10 protein-coding genes are annotated in these 21,783 nt (G+C 61.5%); 7 read left to right on the top strand and 3 right to left on the bottom strand.

What is annotated here, in order from left to right; genetic code table 11:
* Positions 1 to 20: 20 nt before the first annotated feature.
* Genes KF712_03195 through KF712_03185 form a run of 3 tightly spaced genes read right to left on the bottom strand, consistent with a single transcriptional unit; the run spans position 21 to position 6,464 of the window.
* Entirely contained in the window at positions 21 to 3,365 is a 3,345-nt protein-coding gene (locus tag KF712_03195) for a hypothetical protein (GenBank protein ID MBX3739972.1), read from the bottom strand.
* Positions 3,362 to 5,188: a phospholipase D family protein gene (locus KF712_03190; GenBank protein MBX3739971.1), complete on the bottom strand. Its 1,827-nt coding sequence runs from the start codon at positions 5,186 to 5,188 to the stop codon at positions 3,362 to 3,364. The genes KF712_03195 and KF712_03190 overlap by 4 nt, the downstream gene beginning before the upstream one ends.
* Positions 5,181 to 6,464, bottom strand: a complete 1,284-nt coding sequence (locus tag KF712_03185; GenBank protein MBX3739970.1) for a hypothetical protein — start codon at positions 6,462 to 6,464, stop codon at positions 5,181 to 5,183. Before KF712_03185 ends, KF712_03190 begins: the two co-directional genes overlap by 8 nt.
* 290 nt (positions 6,465 to 6,754) lie before the next feature.
* On the opposite strand from KF712_03185, the gene KF712_03180 reads away from it, so the two are divergent.
* Genes KF712_03180 through KF712_03150 form a run of 7 tightly spaced genes read left to right on the top strand, consistent with a single transcriptional unit; the run spans position 6,755 to position 21,777 of the window.
* Entirely contained in the window at positions 6,755 to 11,926 is a 5,172-nt protein-coding gene (locus tag KF712_03180; GenBank protein MBX3739969.1) for a DEAD/DEAH box helicase, read from the top strand.
* The gene (locus tag KF712_03175; GenBank protein ID MBX3739968.1) at positions 11,926 to 14,778 is read left to right on the top strand and encodes a DEAD/DEAH box helicase; all 2,853 of its coding nucleotides are present in this window, start codon (positions 11,926 to 11,928) and stop codon (positions 14,776 to 14,778) included. The genes KF712_03180 and KF712_03175 overlap by 1 nt, the downstream gene beginning before the upstream one ends.
* Before the next feature lie 45 nt (positions 14,779 to 14,823).
* Positions 14,824 to 16,044, top strand: coding sequence for an ATP-binding protein (locus KF712_03170; protein MBX3739967.1), 1,221 nt, complete (start codon positions 14,824 to 14,826; stop codon positions 16,042 to 16,044).
* Positions 16,041 to 16,532: a hypothetical protein gene (locus KF712_03165; protein MBX3739966.1), complete on the top strand. Its 492-nt coding sequence runs from the start codon at positions 16,041 to 16,043 to the stop codon at positions 16,530 to 16,532. The genes KF712_03170 and KF712_03165 overlap by 4 nt, the downstream gene beginning before the upstream one ends.
* Positions 16,533 to 16,555: 23 nt before the next feature.
* Complete coding sequence (locus KF712_03160) at positions 16,556 to 16,738, top strand: hypothetical protein (GenBank protein ID MBX3739965.1); 183 nt, start codon at positions 16,556 to 16,558, stop codon at positions 16,736 to 16,738.
* 9 nt (positions 16,739 to 16,747) lie between these two features.
* Positions 16,748 to 17,344 (top strand): hypothetical protein, encoded by a 597-nt coding sequence (locus tag KF712_03155; GenBank protein MBX3739964.1) that lies wholly within the window; start codon positions 16,748 to 16,750, stop codon positions 17,342 to 17,344.
* A gap of 32 nt (positions 17,345 to 17,376) precedes the next feature.
* Positions 17,377 to 21,777, top strand: a complete 4,401-nt coding sequence (locus KF712_03150) for a hypothetical protein (GenBank protein MBX3739963.1) — start codon at positions 17,377 to 17,379, stop codon at positions 21,775 to 21,777.
* Positions 21,778 to 21,783 lie beyond the last annotated feature (6 nt).

The following is a 21,783-nucleotide window of genomic DNA, read 5'->3' as shown; positions in this document are numbered from 1 at the left end:
TTGGCGGCCATTTCGTCGCATCACCCGAGATAACTAATCGGACTGAGATCAACCACAAGGCTCTTCATGGCCGAAGCTAGCTCCCCGGAAGTTAGTCCTCGCCCCAATAGATGGTCCACCAACTCGACCTGCCGAGGCTGGCCAAAAGCCAGCCTGTATATTGCCAAAGTCTTGAGAATGTGAATCAGCCGAGCTCTGTCCGCGCTGAACGGGTAAAGCGGTATGACGCGCTCGATGCGGATCCGCCGGTCCTCCGGATCCGGATCGATATGCCAGAAAGGGACGAGATCACACGTGCCCTGCCCCTTGGCGGATTCGGCCAGGCTGAACAGCCGTTCCCACACATCCTGGTCCGTTGTCAGAGAGCCGTGCTCCATGACGGTGGAGCGGTATTTCTCCGCCAGCAGCTGACGGATGACCAGGCTCTTGTAGCGGTTGATCCTCCCTTCCCGCTGCTCCAGATCCACGGGATTCCCCGGGAGGTTCCAGTGGACGATGCGGCGGCAGTAGGAATGGAAGTCCAGCCCCTCCTGACCAATGGATGTCGTGGACAGCACGAACGGTCTGAAGGGCGAATTGAAAACCTCCCGCAGGCTGCTGGCACGCTTCCTTCCTTGGTCTGTCTCCACCCGCTGGCTGCCGAACTCCACCGCGTAATGGCAGCGCAGCTTCCGTGGCTTGCCGGTGGCGAACGATTCCCTGTCATCGGCATTGATGCCGGCGACGTTAAGGTTGATAGCATCCTTCAGTCTTTCGACCACCCCCGCGGGGTCTGTCTGCTGCCCGGACAGCAGATGCAGATACTCATCCAGCACGGACTGAAGGCAGCCGGACGCGCAATAGCCGGTGACCATTCTCCAATACCCCTCGTGATTCTCGCTCAGCCTCACCGCCGCGATTGATTCCGGCTTGTTGAAAAGGGAGCAAAACTGATCCGCGATGTCGTGGGCTTGTGAAAGCAGTTCGTCCACCGGCTGATCCGGGAATTTCCTTCGCAGCGCCCTCAGTGACAGCACCGCCGGCGAGCCCAAAGCGAGATCCGCCAATACCATCGCGAGATCCCCCGGCATCGGCCCGAGCCCCATCAACGAAGGATCTCTGGCGCATTCCGCGAAGAAGCGGAGATGTTCTTCCTTTACGCCGGCCTCATCCTCTTCCTCGCCCAATGCCCGTCCACCCCGATCTGTCCCATGGCGGCCAAGCCAATGTCCAACAAGATCCGCCGATTCCTTTTCCGTCAAATCCAGAAGCAGCGGGGCCGCCCAATACCAGCGATCGGATTCTCCATCGGGAACAATATGAGCGGCCAGCTTGCTCTCCTCAATCCGTCGGCGAATCTTTTCGGCGGCACGCCCGCGCAGCACGCCGAGCGTCTCCCCGTGCGCGAGATTTCCGACGGGATCCACGATGGCTGCCAACGCCGGGGAAGGATGCAGCAAGGTGAAATTGCTCATGTTCGCGGGCGTCACTCCGCCCTTCACCGGTCGCCGGGCATAGCGGATCAGCGGGATTGGATGGCGCTTCTTTCCGTCCGGGGTGAAGTAGGTTCTTTGCTCCGATTCCGTGGCCTCCCGCGTCGCGGAATTTCCGACGGTGCGTTTTTCCACCTCATAGGAGACAAGAGTGGAGATCATCCGCGGCACCATCACCCAGGCGGAGAACACCAAGGTTTTGGAGAATCCCTCGGAGCCTCCAAAAACCTTCTCCAACGGGTAGTAGGGAAGGCTGGGTGGGACCCACAGCAGCGCCGCGCCGTGTGGGCCGATGGCCTTGTCCAACAGCATGGACAAGCGCGCATTAGCGGGCCCATCAACGCCCCCGACCGGTGTCCAGCTGTAGGAATCCATTGCCGCGAAGTCGAGCCACGCGTTGGGTGCGTCCAGTGCTTTGGCGATGCTTCGCCGACTTTTCCTTTCACGCAGGCTCTCCTTGAACTTGTAGTGATCCAGAAAGGAGAGCGGGAACAGAGCGGATTTACAGTATTCCACGGGTTTCGGCACGTCCACCTCAAGCCGCTCCAGCGCGCGGGCGATACCATCCGCAGCCAGGAAATTCCGGATGTCCCCGGATCCGAACGGAATGGCGTGGCTGTCCTCTTTCCAGACATCCTCGATCAGCGCTCCGGGATCCGTGGCGGCACCGTAGCGTTCCGTGCGGCAGATGACGGAACGGAGAATCTTCTGCACCGCATCCCTGTGGGTGGTGTGCGGCTTCGCGCCGGAACCGCTCCGCAGATCCAGGATCTGCTCATGGAGCTGCCGCCGGTGGTCGTCATAGCGGGCAATACCCTCCGGATCATGCCCCAGCAGGAACCGGAGGACCTTGCCGAAGTCCTTGTAATGGTCCTCCCCGCGATCCGCCTCCTCCGTGGAGGTGAAGGCCTTGAAAGGCGTAGCGGAGAGCAATAACACCCGGCTCTTCTTCCGGCCGAAAATGATCCGCGCGATCCGCGCCTGCTCCTCCTCGCTTTCTTCATCCACCAGTTCCCGGAATCGCTGGAACTCGTCGAGGATATAAAGCTCCGCTCCGACGTACTCCAGGCAGCACTCAATGAGGCACTCCCTGAGCGTCCGGGCAAGATAACGCGCGGCGAGGCGCCATCTCTCCCAATTCCTTCCATCCACCCGCTCCGACAGGAGGATCAGAAGGTCGTAAACCGAGTGCTCTTTCCTGAAATCAAACTCGTCGTAGATGCACGAGACATCGCGCGACACGATCTTGTCCTTGATCATGCGGAGGAATCTGCCGGGCAGATCCGGGCGGAGATCTTTCTCAATCACTTCATCCATCTCTTGCCAGAACGCTTCACGTCCCTCCCGGGAGACCTTCCCTTTCAGAATCCATTTCAAACCGTTGCGGCGGTTACGCAGTCGCCTGTCCTGGCAAAGCGTCGCGTAGATTGCCAGACGCTCCTGCTTGTTCCCCATGCCGATCTTGGTTTCGAAGGAGGTGGCCGGAGTCAGGGTATTGAGCGCCAGCGGAGGGCGCGGCCCTCCCCCGTCCGTATTCTCCGGCGCGTAGGCGAGGAGGGAAATTCGGTCCACCGGCCGGCCGGCGGCCATCCCCTGCGGAAAAGGATTCAGTTTCCTGAGGTTCTCCCGGGCGATCACCTGATTGGAGCAAATGTAGGTGACCCTCAGTGGCTTCCGGTTCCCCTGCTCCAGCCGGTCCTTGATGAGCCGAGCGATCAGCCCCCGGGCCACCACGGTCTTGCCAAGCCCGACCTCATCAGCCAGCAGCATCCGCGGCAGCTCTTTCTGATAGAGACCCGCGTAAAGGGCACGCACCGATGCATTCTGGAAATCTTTCAGCCCTGCCAGCGCCTTCTCCAGATGGACCGCCATCTCCATGAATTGCGGGCTCATGGTTTGCCGGAAGGGGGCAGGGGGATGAAAGGCTTGAACATTTCCCAGAACGAAAGGAACGCGGCGGGCACCACGCTTTCATCCCCGCCCTCCGAAAGCTGACGAACGATTCCATCGATTTCCCGCAGCCGGTGGGGCTGCCGGGAGGCCGTGACTAGCAGCTGCTCATAGATGGGCATGTGGTTGAAAATCCCTCCCGCTCGTTCCGCCGGTGTATTCCCCTTTTTCCCGGCGTCTCTGCCTAACAGATCCTCCTTGCGGATTTCGTCCGCCAGGAGGAAGCGCAGGTAATCGAAGAACTTATCCTGGCTGTCGATGATCCGGCGGAGGATATTGTCCAGTCGGGTGGCAGGCAGTGGCATATCGATCTTCACCAGGAAACTGTGAACCGCCATCCCCGCCGCATCCTCGATACGGAAGTGGATGAAGCGGCTTAGCTCGACCTCCGCGATGTTTCCGAAAACCCTCTCCTGCCGGCTCCCCGGCACGAGGCGCGACGGCTCACCTCCCCAGTTGAACGGCTGCACGTACAGATTGAAGCCATCCCGCGCCGCTACGGCACGTAGGTCGAAATCAAGATGGAGGTCGAAGTTGATTCCGTTCGAGGCAGTTTCGATCCGGGCGATAATATCCGACTTGAGGAGGGCGTGCTCGAAACGGCGAACCATTCCATCCCGCGCCACTTCCGCGGAATTGTCCCTGCCCCCGTCCGCCGGATCAAACGGGATAAAGGGCCCCTTGCCACCATCATCGCCGGTGAACTCCTTGAGACGTGGCCGGATGCCGCAGGTGGGGCGGCTACCGCGCAGCTCGAGCATGAACTCGATGTTCTTGGTGACCGCCGCCTCCGTGGCATTCGCGGAGCCCAGGAACCATGAGATGTTGTCCGGATCCTCGAAGATAAACAGCTTCGCATGCAGGTTCTGCTGCATCGCCTCCGGACCGCCATCCTCCGCTCCCGCCATTTTCTCCCCATCCACTATCACTTCCGACAGGTAATGGCCGTCGAAGCGCTCCAGCAGTTCCTGCGGCAGCTTCTCAAGCTCCCGGTATTCGCTGAACACGGAAAGTCTCCGCGTCGTCCTCTCAACCAACGACCGGATGGCTTTTTCATGCAGGAAAGGCGAAACGACAAGCAGACCGCGGGGCGTCCGCGCCAGCAGCGCGCCTCCACCGTAGCCCTCGGTGCCCATCGGGTGGAAGGCATGGGATTCAAAGGGATGGGGCGACTCAAACTCGACCCGGCCGAGCTCCTCCAACAACCGGTCCAGACCATCGATGGGGCTCTCGCGGTCCAATGCGCGCAGGAAATCCAGGAGGGGCCGGTTCCTGCGGACCCGCCTGTTCTTGGGTCTCCCGTCGAGGCTCGCCGCCACGTCCCAGCTGCGATCAAACGTGAGATTCCGGCTAAGGGAAATGAAACGATAACGCGGTGGCTCCTCCCCCCCATCTTCCTGCGGCACATAGCGGATGAGCCACATCTTTGGATGGAAGGCGGAGAACGGGTCGCCTTGCAATACCGGAACCAGCGCGTCCTCCAACCAAGCGTAGAGCCAGTTCAGTTTCGCAGGCAGGAGCAGCTGTCCCTTCTGGTGATATACCTTCACCTGACGGGAGAAGCGCTTGATCGCCTCCAGCAACTGCAGCCGCGCTCCGCCAGGATCCCCTTCCAGCGTCTGGGAATGCACCAGGGCGACGGGAATGGAGAGCAACGTCCCGAGATCCACGCTGTAGGCGGTGGCGATCGCCCGGTCCAGCCGGTAGCCGGAGGGCGGCGTGAGCAACTGTCCGTAATCCAGCCGATTTTTCCGGCAATCAAGCATCGGCCGCCCCCTTCGTTCCCAATCCATCCCGGATGTCGCGGATGATTTGCCGCACTTGTATGAAGCGGTAATCAATCGTCCCTAGCCCAATCCAGTCGTTGACAGATTGTTTGTTCCCCTCTCTCAGCCGGGCTCGGTTCCTTTTAATGGCGCATTCCTGGGACCTCACGACTTCATCGCACAAGGCGAGGTCCCGGCAGCCTGACGCGACTTGCGCGATCCAACCTTTGATGAATTTTTGTGTAGGCCTACTGGCCGACCGGTTCTGCTTCTTGACCAGCGCCCACATGAAATCTGTGCTCCAACTGGCGGGAAGACCCGGCATCCCCGCTAGCCACGTTTCCCAATGCTCCTGCATCGATTCCCGGCCGCCATCATCGCCGAAGCGGTCCTGCAACTGCCAGTTGTAGCGGATATGCGCACCCTCCATGATTCTCCAGAAATCGCGGGCGTGGACCACCGCGTTCCTCAGCGCGGCATCTGGAATGTGTTTCGCCAGATCCGACTCCGCGAACACCTCGAAAGTATCGATGTCCGCCAGTGCCTCCATCCTCCCACCGTTCCCGAGCAGATGGGCGAGCACACTTTGCGGCTGCCGCTGTCGGATGCGGTCACGCAGAAACTCCGCCTCCTCCCGTGTCAGTCCGATCGACAACTCCTTCCAGTAATCTCCTGCGATCTCCGGGACCTCCACCCGCGGCAGCCCGCTGCGGTGCTCCGCATCCACATCATCCCCCGCCTCTTCCTTCGTCCCGTTGAACAATGCGGCGAAGGCCTCCCGGCCCCCGGAAATCCGTCGGCTGAACTCCGCCAGCGAAAGGTCATCGGGCGAGACTATCCCGAAGAGCCTCAGCCCGGCCCAATAAACGGAGGACGCGCGCCGGATCACATCCCTGTCTGTTCGGGAACCGAATGATCCTCCGATGACTCCCAATGCCTCCGGGGCCCTCTCGACCAGCGTGATCCTGCAACGCAATTCCTCCTCCGCCAGATACGTCTCGAACGCCCGCGGCTGGCGCTTTTTCAGTTCCTCGGTCTGGTACCGCCGGATCAAAAGCGCTGTCACTGTGAAATACTTTGCCCTCGTCTGAATGGTGGAGATCCCGGGAAACATCTCATCCGCGAAAGTATCCCGGATCACTCCGATACCTAGCTCGTCAACCACTCCCGGCGCAGACAACAGGTCCATCACTGTCCGTACTTTTTCCCGGTGCTCCGAAGAGAAATCGATCCAACCAATGGAAGACATTGAAAAATCTAAAGTTTCGCTTTCCAACCAAAGAACGACCATCGAAATCTATCAGACTTTGGTCAATGCTGATTTCGAGCACAAGAAGGTGGAGTGAACAGGTCAAAAGCGGCACCGAGACGATGGACGAGACCTGCCGCAAGATGGGGGTGAGCAAATGTAGACGTTCCTCGCCCTGAGCAGAACAAAGGGACAGCGGGACTCAGGTTTGACGGTTCTTCTGCCCGGTATTTTCGAGCAAACTGACTCTTCTAATCTTGCCACCTTGATGTGTGGTTTTTAGGTATTTAGCCACGCATTTTGCGCTCCAGCCCTCAATGGACACACTCCAGCTCCACGATCAAGTCGTCCTGCGTTATCAGGATTACATCCAGAGCTTCATCGACATCGAGGATGACGACATCCGCGACACCGTCACCGCGAAACTGAAAGAGGGAAAACTGTGGCCGTCGCCGCTGGTCCAGTTCAACCCCGCCTTCGAACCGGGAAACTCGGTCAAGGAGCTGGTCGACGAGGGTGTGCTGCACCCGGAAGTGGAGAAGGTTTTCAGCGGCTACCAGCTCTACACCCACCAGGTGGAGGCTATCCGCCTCGGTGCCGTGCCAACCAGTTTCGTGGTTACCTCAGGCACCGGGTCCGGCAAGTCGGTGACCTACCTCGGCTCCGTCTTCAACCATCTGTTCAAGGACGGCCACGGCACCGGCATCCGGGCGATCCTCGTCTATCCGATGAACGCCCTGATCAACTCCCAGATCGAGGAGCTCGGGAAATTCGCCCGGAACTACCAGGAGCAAATGGGTAAGGAGTTCCCTCTTCGCTATGCCGCCTACACCGGTCAGACGCTCCGGGAGGACCGGATCAAGGTGTTGGAGTCGCCGCCGGACATCCTGCTGACCAACTACATGATGCTCGAGTTGCTGTTGACGCGGCAGACCGAGCGGAACTTGCGCGACTCGATCTACGCAAACCTCCGCTTTCTCGTTTTCGACGAGCTGCATACTTACCGCGGGCGCCAGGGCGCGGATGTCAGCATGCTCATCCGGCGCATCCGAGGCCGGTCCAAGCACGCCGTCACTTCCATCGGAACGTCGGCCACAATGGCGTCGAAGGGGAGCACCGCAGACCAGAAGGCGACCATCGCGACGGTCGCCCAGACAATCTTCGGCGAAAAGTTCGAACCCGATCAAATCATCGCGGAAACCCTCACCCGTTCGCTTGCCCGCGATAACTCCGTTCCCGGAGCTCAGGCCCTTGCCTCCGCGATTCAAGGGGGCGTCGATCCCACTCTGCCAGAAGAGAATCTCGCCTTGGATGCGACGGCGGTCTGGCTGGAGAACCGTATCGCCCTGAAGGAGGAGCCGCTGGACGACGGCAAGCTGCGGCTCCGGCGTGGAAGCCCAAGGAGCCTCCCGGAAATCGCGAAAGAGCTGTCGGAGGCCTCGGGAGCCTCGGCAGATCAGTGCGCCCCCCACCTCCGCGATCTCCTTACCTGGATCAGCCAAGTCAATGTCGACCTGCTGGCCAAGGGAAAGCGCTACACCTACCTCCCCTATCGGCTTCACCAGTTCTTCGCCCAGACGGGATCCGTCTACGCCACCCTCGAACCGCCCGGCACCCGCTTCATCACCTTGGAGCCCGGTGTCCGGCACGGGGCTCCCGGAGAATCGGAGAAACTCCTCTTCCCCCACGTTTTCAGCCGGGCGTCGGGACACACCTACATCTGCGTCACGGCTAGCCTTCAGGAACACCGGCTCACGCCACGCGAGTTCACCGATCAGCTCCCCCCCGAGTCGGGCCACGAGATCGGCTACATTATCCCTGGCGGCGACGAGATCTGGAACCCAAGCACCGATCTCGACAGCCTGCCTACGGCTTGGCTCACGACTTCCGTGAAACACGGCACCCGCGTCGCCAAAAATTACGACGGCCGCATGCCCCAGCGGATCGCCTACGACGCCAAGGGCAACTACCAGATGGGAGACGCCTCGGACCTCCCCTTCCGCGGCTGGTTCATGACCTGCGCCCCGCAAGGACTCCTCTTCGATCCCACCGCCGGCCTCTTCTTTGAAGGCAATACCAACGAGCGAACCAAGCTGACCACGCTCGGCAACGAGGGCCGGAGCACGTCGACCACAATCACCTCCTTCCTCGTCCTGCAGGGCCTCGACCAGCAGGGATTCCCGGTACGGGACCAGAAACTCCTGAGTTTCACCGACAACCGCCAGGACGCGGCGCTCCAAGCCGGCCACTTCAACGACTTCGTGCGCGTTGTCCGCATCCGGGCCGCCATTGCAAAAGCCGTGACCGACGCCGGAAGCCTCACCTTCAAGGAGCTGGGCACGCGCGTCCGAGAGGCATTGGCTCTCCCTCTCCGCAGCTTTGCCCGGATCGATGACCCCGATCCGTTCCCTGCCGTCCGACAGCAGTTCGAGAAGGCCTTCGACAACTACCTGCTCTATCAGGCCATCTACGACCTCCGCCGCGGCTGGCGTGTGATCCTGCCCAATCTAGAGAAGTGCGCCCTCCTCGAAGTCGACTACGTGTCGCTCGCAGAGAACGCAGGCCACGAGAGCGGCTGGAAATCCGTGCCATGGGTCTGCGACATGGACGTCAACGACCGGATCAGGTTCCTGAGAACCACCCTCGACCACTTCCGGCTCGAATACGCGCTTCACAGCAAAGAGCTGCTAGAGGCGGACAAGATCGCCGAGTCGGCCAAGGACTTCGGAGAGAAACTCCGCAAGCCGTGGACTTTCGAGGGAGACAATGCCTACCTCCCGTCGTTTATCCGCATTGGAAAACTTCACCCAAGGGATCTGCGCCGCAGCAGCTCCGTCAGCTTGATCAGCGCCTACGGAAAGTTTGCCAAACAGTTCCTGCAGAACTGCTTCCCCGACTCCAAGATCGGTCAGAAGGATTGGGACGCGTTCATCGCCCCCTTCCTCAGGGCGCTGGTGAGCGCCGGCTACCTCACCCCCCTGAAAGCGCGGGCCGCCGGCGGGGGTGAGACCGATGTCTACCGCCTTCGCATCGACCAGATTCTGTGGAAAGCCGGGGATGGCAAGACGGTGCGGCGCGATGAAGTCAAGGTCCGCACCTACAAGCCCTTCCAGGAGGAGCCGAACTCCTTCTTCCAAGCGCTCTACCAGACCGACTTCTCCAAGCTGAAAAACTTGATCGGTCAGGATCACACCGGCCAGCTCAACAACACCCTGCGGCTCGAACGCGAGGACGCCTTCCGGGCGAACTGGTTCACCGAAAAATCACCGCCACAGATCGACGAGGACCGCATCCGCAACGAATCCATCAGCGCCCTGTTCTGCTCGCCCACCATGGAGCTGGGCATCGACATCGCCAACCTCAGCGTGGTGCACATGCGCAACGCACCGCCGAACCCGGCCAACTACGCCCAGCGCAGTGGTCGCGCGGGCCGGAGTGGCCAGGCCGCTCTTGTTTTCACCTATTGCTCCACCTATTCGCCGCATGATCGCCACTACTTCAGCGACAAGGAGGGCCTCGTTGCGGGCTCGGTCGAAGCACCCCGCATCGACCTCCGGAACCAGGAACTCGCCGAATCCCACCTCCGCGCCTTCGCACTGTCGGAGATCGGGATGCCCGGCGTCACTACTTCCGTCACTGAGGTCCTCGACGAGAATCTCCCCGGATGCCCCCTCAGGCCCGAGATCGTCTCAGCACTCACGGTCTCGGAGAAAAAGAAGCACGAGATCGCCGCCGACTTCCATCAGCTCCTCGGGCCCTTGGCGCCAATTCTGGCGGCCGAACTCTGGCACACCGACGAGTGGGCGGTTACTTGCGTCGGCACCTTGGCAAAGGATCTGGACCGCGCGCTTGAGCGGTGGCGGATCATGTACAAGGAAGCGCGGAACACCCTTTCCCGAGCCACCAAGGACCTCGACGCCGGAATCCACACACCCCAGAGCAAAGAGTATCGGAACTTGAAGCGCTTGGTCGACCAGGCCACGACGCAGCTCGCCCTCCTCAAGAACGACTCCAAGGGCGGCCACTCGGAAATGACCGAGTTCTACGTGTTCCGCTACCTTGCCTCGGAGGCCTTCCTCCCCGGCTACAACTTCGCCAGGCTGCCGGTCCGGGTCTTCGTCAATGAAAGCGCCACGGGTGGCGACTACATCTCTCGGCCGCGGCTGATTGCCCTGCGCGAGTTCGGCCCCGGCAACATCATCTACCACAACGGCGACAAGTACGCCGTGAACCAGGTGATCCTCCCGGAAATCGCCAGCCAACTCCGCCCTGTTCGGGTCTGCACCTCGTCAGGCTACTGGCTCGACGAGAACGACGCTTCCCTCGACCAGTGCCCGTTTACCAGCGCCGACCTGACCACCGACAAGCACCGCAAGGATCTGCCCGACGTCCTGCCCCTGACAGAAGCTAAGGCCGTGCCCCGCGAGCACATCACCTGCGAGGAGGAGGAGCGCCGACGCCTCGGTTACAACATCCAGACCTACTTCTCAGTCCCGGATGGCGACATGTCCCGCGTCCTTCGTGCCCAGGTAAAGGCGGGCTCCGATGCCCTCCTCAACCTATCCTGCATCCCGGCCGCCCGGTTGATCCAGGTGAACCTTGGCGACAAGAGCAAGAAGGAGGAAGGCTTCCCGCTCGATCTCGTGACGGGCTTCTGGAAAACCAGCACCGACCAGCCTGACACCGAGAACGAGATCCGCCGTGTGCGCGTGGCGACCCACACCACCGCCGACGCGCTCTACATCGAGCCGGTCATCGGGCTCGCCCTCGACGGCCCCGGGGTGCTCTCGCTCCAGTATGCGCTCAAGCGCGCCATCGAGCACGTCTATCAGATCGAGCCGTCCGAGCTGGGCGTCGTCGGCATGGGCGAGACCGACTGCCCGAACATCTTCCTCTACGAAGCGGCGGAAGGCAGCCTCGGCGTCCTCTCGCAGCTCGCCACGGATGTCGACGCGTTCCGCACCGTTGTGAAGCGGGCCATCCAGATCTGCCGCTACGACGACAAGGACTACGAGGAACGCGCCTCCTACGACGACCTCCTCAGCTACTACAACCAGCGGAATCACCTCGTCCTCGACCGCTTCCTCATCCGGGACGCTCTCGACCGTCTCGCCTCCTGCCACATCGAGGTCAAGTCATCGACCGAATCCTACGACGACCAGTACAAGCGCTTGCTCGGTGAGTATGACCCGAATTCGTCCACCGAGAAGTCGTTCCTCGACCACCTCTACAAACACGGCCTCCGCCTCCCGGACAGCGGGCAGAAATACTGCACCGACATCTACGCCCAACCGGACTTTCACTACAAACCGGACACCTGGGTGTTCTGCGACGGCTCGGTCCACGACCAACCCGATGTGATGGCGGCCGACACCAAGAAGCGGAAAGCCCTCAAGGATAAAGGCGAGGAAGTCATCGTCTGGCACTACAAGGAGCCCCTTGAAGCCGTGATCGCCAAATACCCCGAAATCTTCAAGAAAGTGCGCTGATGCCTGCCGCCACCCCACGCTACCAGCCAGGATCCCTCGTCACCGTCCGCGCCCGGGATTGGGTCGTCCAACCTTCCGATGACCCGGAACTGCTGATCCTTAGACCCCTGGGTGGCTCGGAGGAGGAAACCACCGGCATCTATCTACCTCTCGCTGAAGGTCCTGACCACCCCACCGACGCGGTATTCCAGTCTCCTACCTCCGCGGATCTAGGTAACTTCGCGCATGCCCGCCTGCTCAATGACGCCGCCCGCCTCTCGTTCCGCAATGGCGCCGGCCCCTTCCGCTGCTTGGCAAAGCTGTCGTTCCGGCCCCGGAACTACCAGATGGTGCCGCTCGTCATGGCGCTTCGGCAGGAACGGGTCCGCCTCTTGGTGGCGGACGATGTGGGTGTTGGTAAGACGATCGAGGCGCTCCTTATTCTGAAGGAAATGCTAGAACGGCGCACCGTCCGCCGCTTCGCGATCATCTGCTTACCTCACCTCTGTGACCAATGGCAGCAGGAGATCCGGGACAAGGTCGGCATCGACGCCGTGGTGATCCGTTCCAACACCCAGGCCCGCCTAGACCGCGAGATCCACGGCGACAGCTCGGTTTACGATTACTACCCCTACCAGATCATCTCGGTGGACTACATCAAGTCGGACCACCGCCGAGCCGTCTTCCTCGCCGAGGCTCCCGAACTGGTGATCTGCGACGAAGCTCATGCCTGCGCCCGGCCACAGGGTGCGGCGGCGTCCCAGCAACAACGTCATGCCCTGCTGCGGGCGCTCGCCGACAAGCCCGACCAGCACCTCGTCCTCCTCACTGCCACCCCGCACTCCGGCAAGCGCGAAGAGTTCGGCTCCCTGATCGGCTTGCTCGACCGCCAGTTCGAGAATATTGACGTCGCCCACGCCGACCAGAAGCGGCGCCGCGAGCTAGCCCGCCATTTCATTCAGCGCCGCCGCGCCGACGTCGAGAAGTGGCTCGGAGAAACCACCCCCTTCCCGAAACGCGATCCCGGCGAGTTCGACTACGATCTCTCCCCGCGCTACGCCGTGCTTTTCGACAAGTGCCTTGATTTCGCCCGCAAGCTCGTGGCCGGCGATAGCGACGCCCGCCACCAGCGTGTCCATTATTGGACCGCTCTAGGCCTCTTGCGCGGCATCATGTCGAGCCCGGCGGCGGGCATTGCCATGCTCCAGAACCGCCGCGACCGACTTGGTGGCGACTTGGACGATGCCGACCTCGATCAGGCCCGCGACCGTGTCCACGACAGCCCCGACGGCCTCGACTCCGACCTCGCTCCCACCGAACTCGTCGAGACTACCGATTGGTCCGAGTATCAGCAGAAGCGGATGCGCGAGTTCGAAAAGGAGCTCTCCGAACTTGGGGGAGCCGAGCACGACCAGAAGCTCGAGGCCACCCGCCTCATCGTCGAAGACTGGCTCAAGCAGGGCTACCACCCTGTGCTCTTCTGCCGCTACATCCCCACTGCCGACTACCTCGGCACCCACCTCCGCGCCCTGCTCGCCAAGGACTTCCCGAAGATCGACGTGCAGGTCGTCACTTCCGAGGATCCAGACGACCTCCGCCGCGAGCGGATCGAGGCCATGGCCGGGTCGAAGCACCGCGTCCTGATTGCGACCGACTGCCTTTCCGAGGGCATCAACCTCCACTCGCTGTTCACCGCGGTCCTCCACTACGACCTGCCGTGGAATCCCAACCGGCTCGAACAGCGGGAAGGTCGCGTAGACCGCTTCGGCCAGACGGCCAAAGAGGTGAAGGCCTACCTACTCTTCTCCAAGGACAACCCGGTGGACGGCGTGGTGCTCGACGTGATCCTGCGCAAGGTCCGCGAAATCAAGCGGGCCACTGGCATCAACGTCCCTTTCCCCGAGGACAGCAAAGGCGTCATTGACGCCATCACTCAGTCCTTGCTCCTCAACCCCGACAGGAAGATCTCGGCCAGGCGCCAGGACGACCAGATCGAGTTCTCCTTCGAGGAGTTCGACGAAGCGAAGAAGCTCGATCTCGAAGTCTCCGACAAGTTCGAGCGCTCCAAGCAGCTCGTGGAAACGTCCCGCTCCATCTTCGCCCAGAACGCGATCAAGCCGGATGAGATCGAACAGGATCTCGAGGAGGCAGGCAAAGCGATCGGGAATCCCGCGGACGTGGAAACGTTCGTTACTCAATCGCTGCGCTCGTTATTCGGCGTTCAGATCGACGCGACCAAGGACGGCTACCGGCTCTACACGGCCAACCTCCCTCCGGCTGCTCGAAGCCTGCTTCCGGCCGAGCCCGAACTTCTCGTCTCATTCATCTCTCCCACCCCGGAGGGCCATCGCTACCTCGGCCGCAACCACCCCTTCGTCGAGCAGCTCTGCCAGCTTGTCCTCGCCCGCAGCATCACCCGCGAACCGGGTGGGGCCTCACGCGCCGCCGTACTGCGCACCCCCGCTGTCGACACGGCGACCACCATCATCCTGTTCCGCTGCCGCAACGTGATCGAGGAGAAGACCAGCGGCAACGGCCACCAACTCGTCGCCGAGGAGATGCTCCTCTGGGGCTGGCGCGGGGACCCGGGCGACAGTTCGTTCCTCAGCTCCGAGGAGGCCAATGCGCTGCTCGTATCCGCCACCGCAGGTGGCGACCTAGCCTCCGAGCGCAAGGCCCGCCTGATCGAGGAGCGTCTCGAGGTCCTCCCGGGCCTTCGCAAGGACTTCGATTCCTTGGCCGAAAGCCGGTCCCAGCACCTTGTCGAAGCCCACGAGCGGTTTTCCGCCCTCGTCAACAAGCGCCGCTATGGAGTCGTCTATCCGGTTCTCCCCATGGATACCCTCGGCGTCTACGTGCTGTTGCCTGCCTGAAAGCCAGCAACTTGACTACTTGAACACCTCACTATACAAATAGTCATGACCGTTTTCTCCGACGCCCCCGCCATCCCTCCGGAGCCTGTCCGTCGCACCGCGATGGAGGCCGCCCGGGAGAGGCTTTCGGGCTTCCCCGTCCTGACCATCACCGGCCCCCGCCAGTCGGGAAAGACGACTCTCTCACGGATGCTCCTGCCTGATGCCCCTTACTTCTCGCTCGAGGATCCCGACACCCGCGCCTTCGCCACGGAGGATCCCCGCGGATTCCTGCGCCAGGCGGAAGACGGCGCCATCCTTGACGAGGTCCAGCGGGCACCTGCCCTCTTCTCCTACCTCCAAGGCGTCGTCGATGCCGAGCGTCGCATGGGACGATTCATCCTTACCGGGTCGAGCCAGTTCGAGCTGATCGAGTCGATCACCCAGAGTCTCGCCGGCCGCTCGGCGATGTTGACGCTTCTCCCCTTCACCCTCGGTGAACTCCAGGCCGCCGGTCGCGCCCCGGAAACGGTGGATCAGCTCCTCTACTCCGGCTTCTTCCCGCCGGTTCACGACCGACCTATCGAACCCTCGATCTGGCTCCAGGACTACATCGGCACCTACCTGGAGCGGGATGTCCGGCAGATTCTCAACATCCACGATCTCGCCACCTTCCAGCGCTTCGTCCAGCTCTGTGCCGGCCGCATCGGTCAGCTCGTCAATATCTCCTCTCTCGCCAGCGACGCCGGGATTACCCGTGTCACCGCAGATTCGTGGCTCTCCGTTCTCCAGGCCAGCCATCTCGTCTTCCTCGTGCATCCATGGTTCAGCAACTTTTCAAAGCGTCTGATCAAGACACCCAAGCTCTACTTCTGCGACCCCGGCCTTGCAGCGTGGTTACTCGGCGTCCGCAAGCAGGAACACCTCACCGCTCATCCCCAACGGGGCGCCCTGTTCGAGAACTGGGTCATGAACGAGCTGCTCAAGGCGCAGACCAACCGTGGTTTAAAGCCCTCCCTCCACTTTCTTCGAGACAAGCAGGGCCGCGAGGTCGATGCCCTCGTCGAGACCAGCCCGACGGAGATCCAGGCGATTGAGGTCAAATCCGGCGAAACCATCGCGTCCGACTTCTTCGACGGCCTCAACTACTGGCGTGAGAACCTCCCCGGTCGTGAAATCACCCCGTGGCTCGTCTACGGCGGCGCTATTCCCCAGAAACGAACTCAAGCCACTGTCTTGCCTTGGAATGACGCATCCTCCCTTTTCTCGATCCTGTCGGCTCCATGAACCACGCAAAACAAAGACTTCCTGCTGATATAACAGACGCATTGCAAGCGCTGGATACTGGGGTTTCCAAACTTCGAAGGGCCGCGAAACCTTACTCTCCCAATCTAAAGTTCACCCTGGATGGCCGACTCATCGGGGACATCGGTGAACTTCTTGCCGCCAAGGAGTTTGGAATCACCATACAATCCAAACAGAACACGGGTTACGACGGAATCGACGAAAAAGACCGACACGTGGAAATAAAGACCACTCGCTTAAATTCCTTCGCTTTTCGCAAAATCTCCGAGCGCGTGATTTGCATCAAACTCCATGACTGCACACACTGGCAGGTCATTTATAACGGCCCAGGGAGCAATCTCGCCAAGCTATTCGCTCTGGATCACTTTGTGAATCAATCCCGCAAGATAACGCGAAGATTTCCTGCCTCTTTGAGATCGCAACGACAGTTATCGATCTCAAGCATCCTCGCCGTATCTTCTACCTCCTAATCACGGTCTCCACTCGTCTCGAGATGCCCGCCCTCCAATCCATCACCGGTTCCAACCTCATTTCTACTGTCGAGCAGGCGCGAGGGCGTGTCGTCCTGGTCGCCCCGGGCGTCGCGAAGCACTTCTCCGGCCTCCCCTTTGTCGTAGAGCATGCCACCGCCAAGGAGCGGAACCTGAAACCCGATCCCGCCCCCTTCAAATCCTAATCCCCTCCGATGCACAGCACCTCACCAACACCGGCCCAGATCAACGCAACGTTTGTTGAGAAGTGGGCTGCGACCTACCCCACGGCCTACGACATCTCTTACTACGATCCATTTATCGCCGCCGGTCGCGCAGGCACCCCCGCTGCACTGCGTAAACTCACAGAATGGAAGAACGTCGGGAACAACCGACCGATGCCACTCTCCTCCAACAAAGAGAAGGCGTTTCAGAAGCTCCTCGCGATGCTGAAGTCCGTGTCAGATCCGACCGAGAGTTCCCTCCGACACGCCTTCCCCGAAACCTCGCCCGTTTTCGCAATCTTCTGGAGCCACGTCCTCTTCGATACCCCCATTTTCGACGTCCACACTAACCGAGCATTCCATTGGTTCCATTGTGGAATCTACCTCCCGGCCCGAGGTTCCTCCATTCCAAGAGGCGGGCACTGGCATCTCTACGACGTCTATCGGGAGTGGTTTAGACAATTGCTAGCCACGGCTCAGTCAGAGAACCCTGCCATCAACCCGCGGACGCTGGACAGAGCGCTATTCCGATGGGGCCTCACCAACAGTGCCACCCTATCTCAGCCCAATCTTCCAACCGATCAATGATCCCTGATAACTGGGCACCCTCTATTTAGACCATGCACCACCCCTCTATCCGCATCGAAGGCGCCATCCTCACTGGCGACATCCTCGATGCCATCGAGCGCGGCGACAAATCCGGCCAGTCGCCCAAGGACTTCGGCCTGCCAACCGGCTCGAAGGTCAAGGACGACATCGCCGAGGCATGGGGAGCAGCGCGCGCGTTCTGGACCGCCTATCAAGGCCGGCTCGACCGACTCCGCCCCGGTGCCTCCGGCACCACCGAGACCCGCAACCTCTTCATGGTCCCCTTCCTTGGCCTGCTCGGTTACCAGACCGAGCTTGCCGACAGCGAATCCCTCTCCGGCAAGACCTACGCCATCTCCCACCGCGACTCCACCCGCGGCGGCTTCCCTGTCCACATCATCGGGCCCAACCACACGGATCCCTCGATCAAGCCCGACCGCTCCACCCTCGACGTCCGCATTCCCGGCCAGCAGCGGATGTCCCCCCACGGCCTCGTCCAGGAATACCTCAACCTCACCGAGCACCTCTACGCCCTCGTCACCAACGGCCGCACCCTCCGCCTGCTCCGCGACTCCTCCCGTCTCATCAAACTCTCCTTCATCGAGTTCGACCTCGAGCGCATCTTCACCGACGAACTCTTCGCCGACTTCGCCCTCCTCTACCGTCTGCTCCACGCCTCCCGCATGCCCGTCCGCATGGAGTCCGCCGGCGAGTCCATCATCGAGCGCTACCACCAGGACTCCCTCGAGGACGGCTCCCGCATCCGCGACGGCCTCAGCGACGCCGTCAAAGGCATCGTCCTCGACCTCGCCAACGGCTTCCTGAAGCACCCGGAAAACGACGCCCTCCGCCAGCTCGCCGCCGCCCGCCCCGCCGGGACCGAGAAACCCTTCGCCCGCGACCTCTACCAGCACCTCCTCCGGCTCGTTTATCGCCTCCTCTTCCTGATGGTCATCGAGGAAAGGGGCCTGATCCATCCGCCGGACACCCCGCGCCGGCTGCGCGACATCTACGCCCGCTGCTACGCCCTTGCCCGGCTTCGCCGCCTTTCCGAACACGGCCACTTCGCCGATGCCCGCCACACCGACGCCTGGCTCGCCCTCGCCGCCCTCTTCCGCATCTTCGACGAATCAGGATCCGGGAAAAAGATCGGTATCGATCCCCTCGGCGGCGACCTCTTCGACTCCCGCTCGCTAGGCCCTATAGCCTCTGCCACGCTCGACAACGCCACTCTCCTCGGCTGCCTCCGTCGCCTCACCCTCTTCAAGCACCCGGACACCGGCCAGCGCATGAGGGTCAACTACGCCGCGCTCAACGTCGAGGAGTTCGGCTCCGTCTATCAAGGGCTGCTCGAGTTCGAGCCCGCCATCGACATCCACGACGACGAACTCGTCTTCCGCCTCGCCAAGGGCGACGAACGCTCCAAGACCGGCTCCCACTACACCCCGGAGGAACTCGTCCAGCCCCTCCTCAAGCACTCGCTGGAGCACCTCATCCGCGAGATCCACGATAAGCACCCCACCACCGAGGACCGCGCGAAAGCCCTGCTCGCCCTCAAGGTCTGCGACGTCGCCTGCGGTTCCGGCCACATCCTCCTCGCCGCCGCCCGCCGCATCGGCGTGGAACTCGCCATCGTCCGCACCGGCGACGAGCAACCCAGCCCCACCGCCCTGCGCGAGGCCATCCGCGACGTCATCCGCCACTGCATCCACGGCATGGACCTCAATCCGCTCGCCGTCGAGCTGTGCAAGGTCGCCCTCTGGCTGGAGGCCCACGTCCCCGGCCAGCCGCTCTCCTTCCTCGACCACCGCATCAAGTGCGGCAACGCCATCGTCGGCCTCGCCCACCGCGCCGAACTCCAGCGCGGCATCCCCGACGAAGCCTTCAAGACCCTCGCCGGCGACGACAAGGAACTCGCCGCCTCGCTGCGCAAGCGCAACAAGGACGAGCGCAAGGGCCACCAGTCCCTGCCCTTCGCCGGCCGCGTCGAGCAGGACATCCACGCCCTCGACCAGGCCTACCGCGACTTCGAAAACACCGAGGAACTCGACGCCGCCGACTACTACCACCGCCGCGAGGAATACGAGAAGTTCCGCAACGACCAGCGCCTGCGCAACCTCCGCCTCCTTGCCGACGCCCAGGTCGCCCAGTTCTACCTCCCCAAGACCACCGAATACGACGGCCGCCACGTCACCCACGACCTCTACCGCAAGTGGCTCGGCGGCCTCCATCCCACCGGCAAAGAAATCGCCGCCGCCCAGGTCGTCGCCCGCCGCAAGAGCTTCGCCCACTGGTTCCTCGAGTTCTGGGACATCGTCGATGCCGGTGGCTTCGATCTGATTCTCGGGAACCCGCCCTACCTTGGCGACAAGGCACTCAGTGGCAGCTACGGACATACCTTCTGCGAATGGGTAAGGTGGGAGTATGCGCCCACCGGAATAAGCGATCTCGTCGTCTACTTTCTTCGTAGGATCTACGATCTAATCCGCCCGGGCGGATTCTTGGCACTCATCACGACGAACTCGATCAAGGACGGGGATGTTCGGGAAGACGGACTAGAGCAGATACTCGCCAAGGAAGGGGAACTCGTTTTCGTAACGAGCGGCACCCGGTGGCCGGGAGTTGCCAACCTCTATGTGGCTCTTCTTTCGCTGCACAAAGGCAAGTGGGCTCAAAAGCGAGTTCTCGACGACAAAGAGGTTCCGTTTATCAGCGCCCTGTTCGAAGACTACCGCGACCAAGGCAAGCCTAAGCATCAAGAAGGAAACGAGAAGCGCATGTTCAGCGGATGCCATTTCCTTGGAGATGGCTTCCTCCTCTCCGAAGACGAAGCCAAGCAAATGGTTGAGAAGGATTCTCGACTTGCCGAAATCATCTTCCCAATCCTGAACGGACAAGAGCTAAACGGCAGCCCACTTCAGTCGCCGGGCAGGAAGATCATCAACTTCTTCGACTGGCCCGTAGAGAAAGCGGCGAAGTATGGCGAAGCGTTTGACCGGGTCAAAACGCTAGTAAAACCGGTTCGAGATCAGGACAAGCGAGCTGTTAGGCGGGAGAAATGGTGGCAGTTCGCGGAACGGTCACCAAACCTTCAAGCTGCGCTCAGACTCGTAGATCGTTGTTTTGTGGCAGCAGCGACTACAAAGCACCTTTCCTTCACCGCATCGCCTACGGGTCGAGTGTTCACTCACGCGTTGTTTGTTTTCACAACACCTGATTGGCACGACTTTACGGCTGTCCAGAGCACGATTCACGAAATCTGGGCGCGAAAATACAGCGGATCACTTGAAACGCGGCTTCGCTATTCACCTTCCGAGTGCTTCCTCACCTTTCCCTTCCCGGCCTCGATCCGCCCCGGCCGCAAGCACGCCGACGACCCGATGCTCCAGGCCCTCGACGCCATCGGCGAGCAGTATCACGAATACCGCCGCGGCCTGATGCAGGATCTCTGGCTCGGCCTCACCGACCTCTACAACCTCTTCCACGCCCCGGACCTCGAAGCCCGCCTCGCCAAGCTCTACGCCAAGCGCGGCAAATCCGCCGACTGGCTGACCAAGGAGAACGTCCCGCCCCAACTCCACGCCGTCGTCGGCCTCCGCAACGAGAACCAGGCCCGCGAGGCCATCGAGGAACTCCGCCGCCTCCACATCCGCCTCGATGAAGCCGTCCTCGCCGCCTACGGCTGGCACCAGAATTCCGACGACGGCCCCGCCATCGCCCTCGACCACGGCTTCTACGACCAAGACTTCCTCCCCGAAAACGACCGCATCCGCCACACCCTCCACCCCACCGCCCGCCGCGAACTCCTAATCCGACTACTCAAACTCAACCACGCCCGAGCCGCCGAAGAGCAAGAGCAGCCCGCGACAAAGATTAAGTCGGGCACAAGTAAGCAGCAAGTCGTCCAACTTCCCACCGACGACCTCGATCTCTTCCACCCAGCGGCTTCGAAAGCTAGGAAGCTGGTCTTGCCAGCAACCAAACGCGATTCCCTCGCAGGCGAGTCCTTCCTCCTGGTGCTCGTCCACCAATTCCTGAACCAGGCGGGGAAGGAGGCCACCGTCCGCAATCTCGACGGTGTCTTCCATCTCTTACGGAATCGAGCGACTCACCGGGATCAGATTATCACGGCCGTGGGCAGCATCGGCGAGAAATGGCTCAAGCATTTCAACGACGACCCTCCCAACACGTTGTTCATTCCGTTTCTCAAGAAACTGGAGGAGCAGCGATGGATCGAAGTAGACCTGAAGTCCGGAGAGCTTCGGCGACTCGCTGCTTTCAAGCAGCCGACGCACCCCCATCCCTGGCACGAACTCGACGTGGACATCGCGCTGGAGGTTCTCAAATCGAATCCCGAAGTGATCGAACTCGTCACCGAAGGCAGCGACTCCACCCGTGCCACGTCAGCTTTCGGCATCACTCAATCCGCCTAATACCGC

This window comes from Akkermansiaceae bacterium, assembly GCA_019634595.1.
Taxonomy (GTDB): Bacteria; Verrucomicrobiota; Verrucomicrobiia; order Verrucomicrobiales; family Akkermansiaceae; genus Luteolibacter.
This window is presented reverse-complemented; position numbering and strand designations above follow the sequence as displayed.

Bases quoted from the DNA above. Each gene is read 5' to 3' on its own strand.
- KF712_03195 (MBX3739972.1), bottom strand. From the start codon at position 3,365: ATGAGCCCGCAATTCATGGAGATGGCGGTCCATCTGGAGAAGGCGCTG.
- KF712_03190 (MBX3739971.1), bottom strand. From the start codon at position 5,188: ATGCTTGATTGCCGGAAAAATCGGCTGGATTACGGACAGTTGCTCACG.
- KF712_03180 (MBX3739969.1), top strand. From the start codon at position 6,755: ATGGACACACTCCAGCTCCACGATCAAGTCGTCCTGCGTTATCAGGAT.
- KF712_03175 (MBX3739968.1), top strand. From the start codon at position 11,926: ATGCCTGCCGCCACCCCACGCTACCAGCCAGGATCCCTCGTCACCGTC.
- KF712_03170 (MBX3739967.1), top strand. From the start codon at position 14,824: ATGACCGTTTTCTCCGACGCCCCCGCCATCCCTCCGGAGCCTGTCCGT.
- KF712_03165 (MBX3739966.1), top strand. From the start codon at position 16,041: ATGAACCACGCAAAACAAAGACTTCCTGCTGATATAACAGACGCATTG.
- KF712_03160 (MBX3739965.1), top strand. From the start codon at position 16,556: ATGCCCGCCCTCCAATCCATCACCGGTTCCAACCTCATTTCTACTGTC.
- KF712_03155 (MBX3739964.1), top strand. From the start codon at position 16,748: ATGCACAGCACCTCACCAACACCGGCCCAGATCAACGCAACGTTTGTT.
- KF712_03150 (MBX3739963.1), top strand. From the start codon at position 17,377: ATGCACCACCCCTCTATCCGCATCGAAGGCGCCATCCTCACTGGCGAC.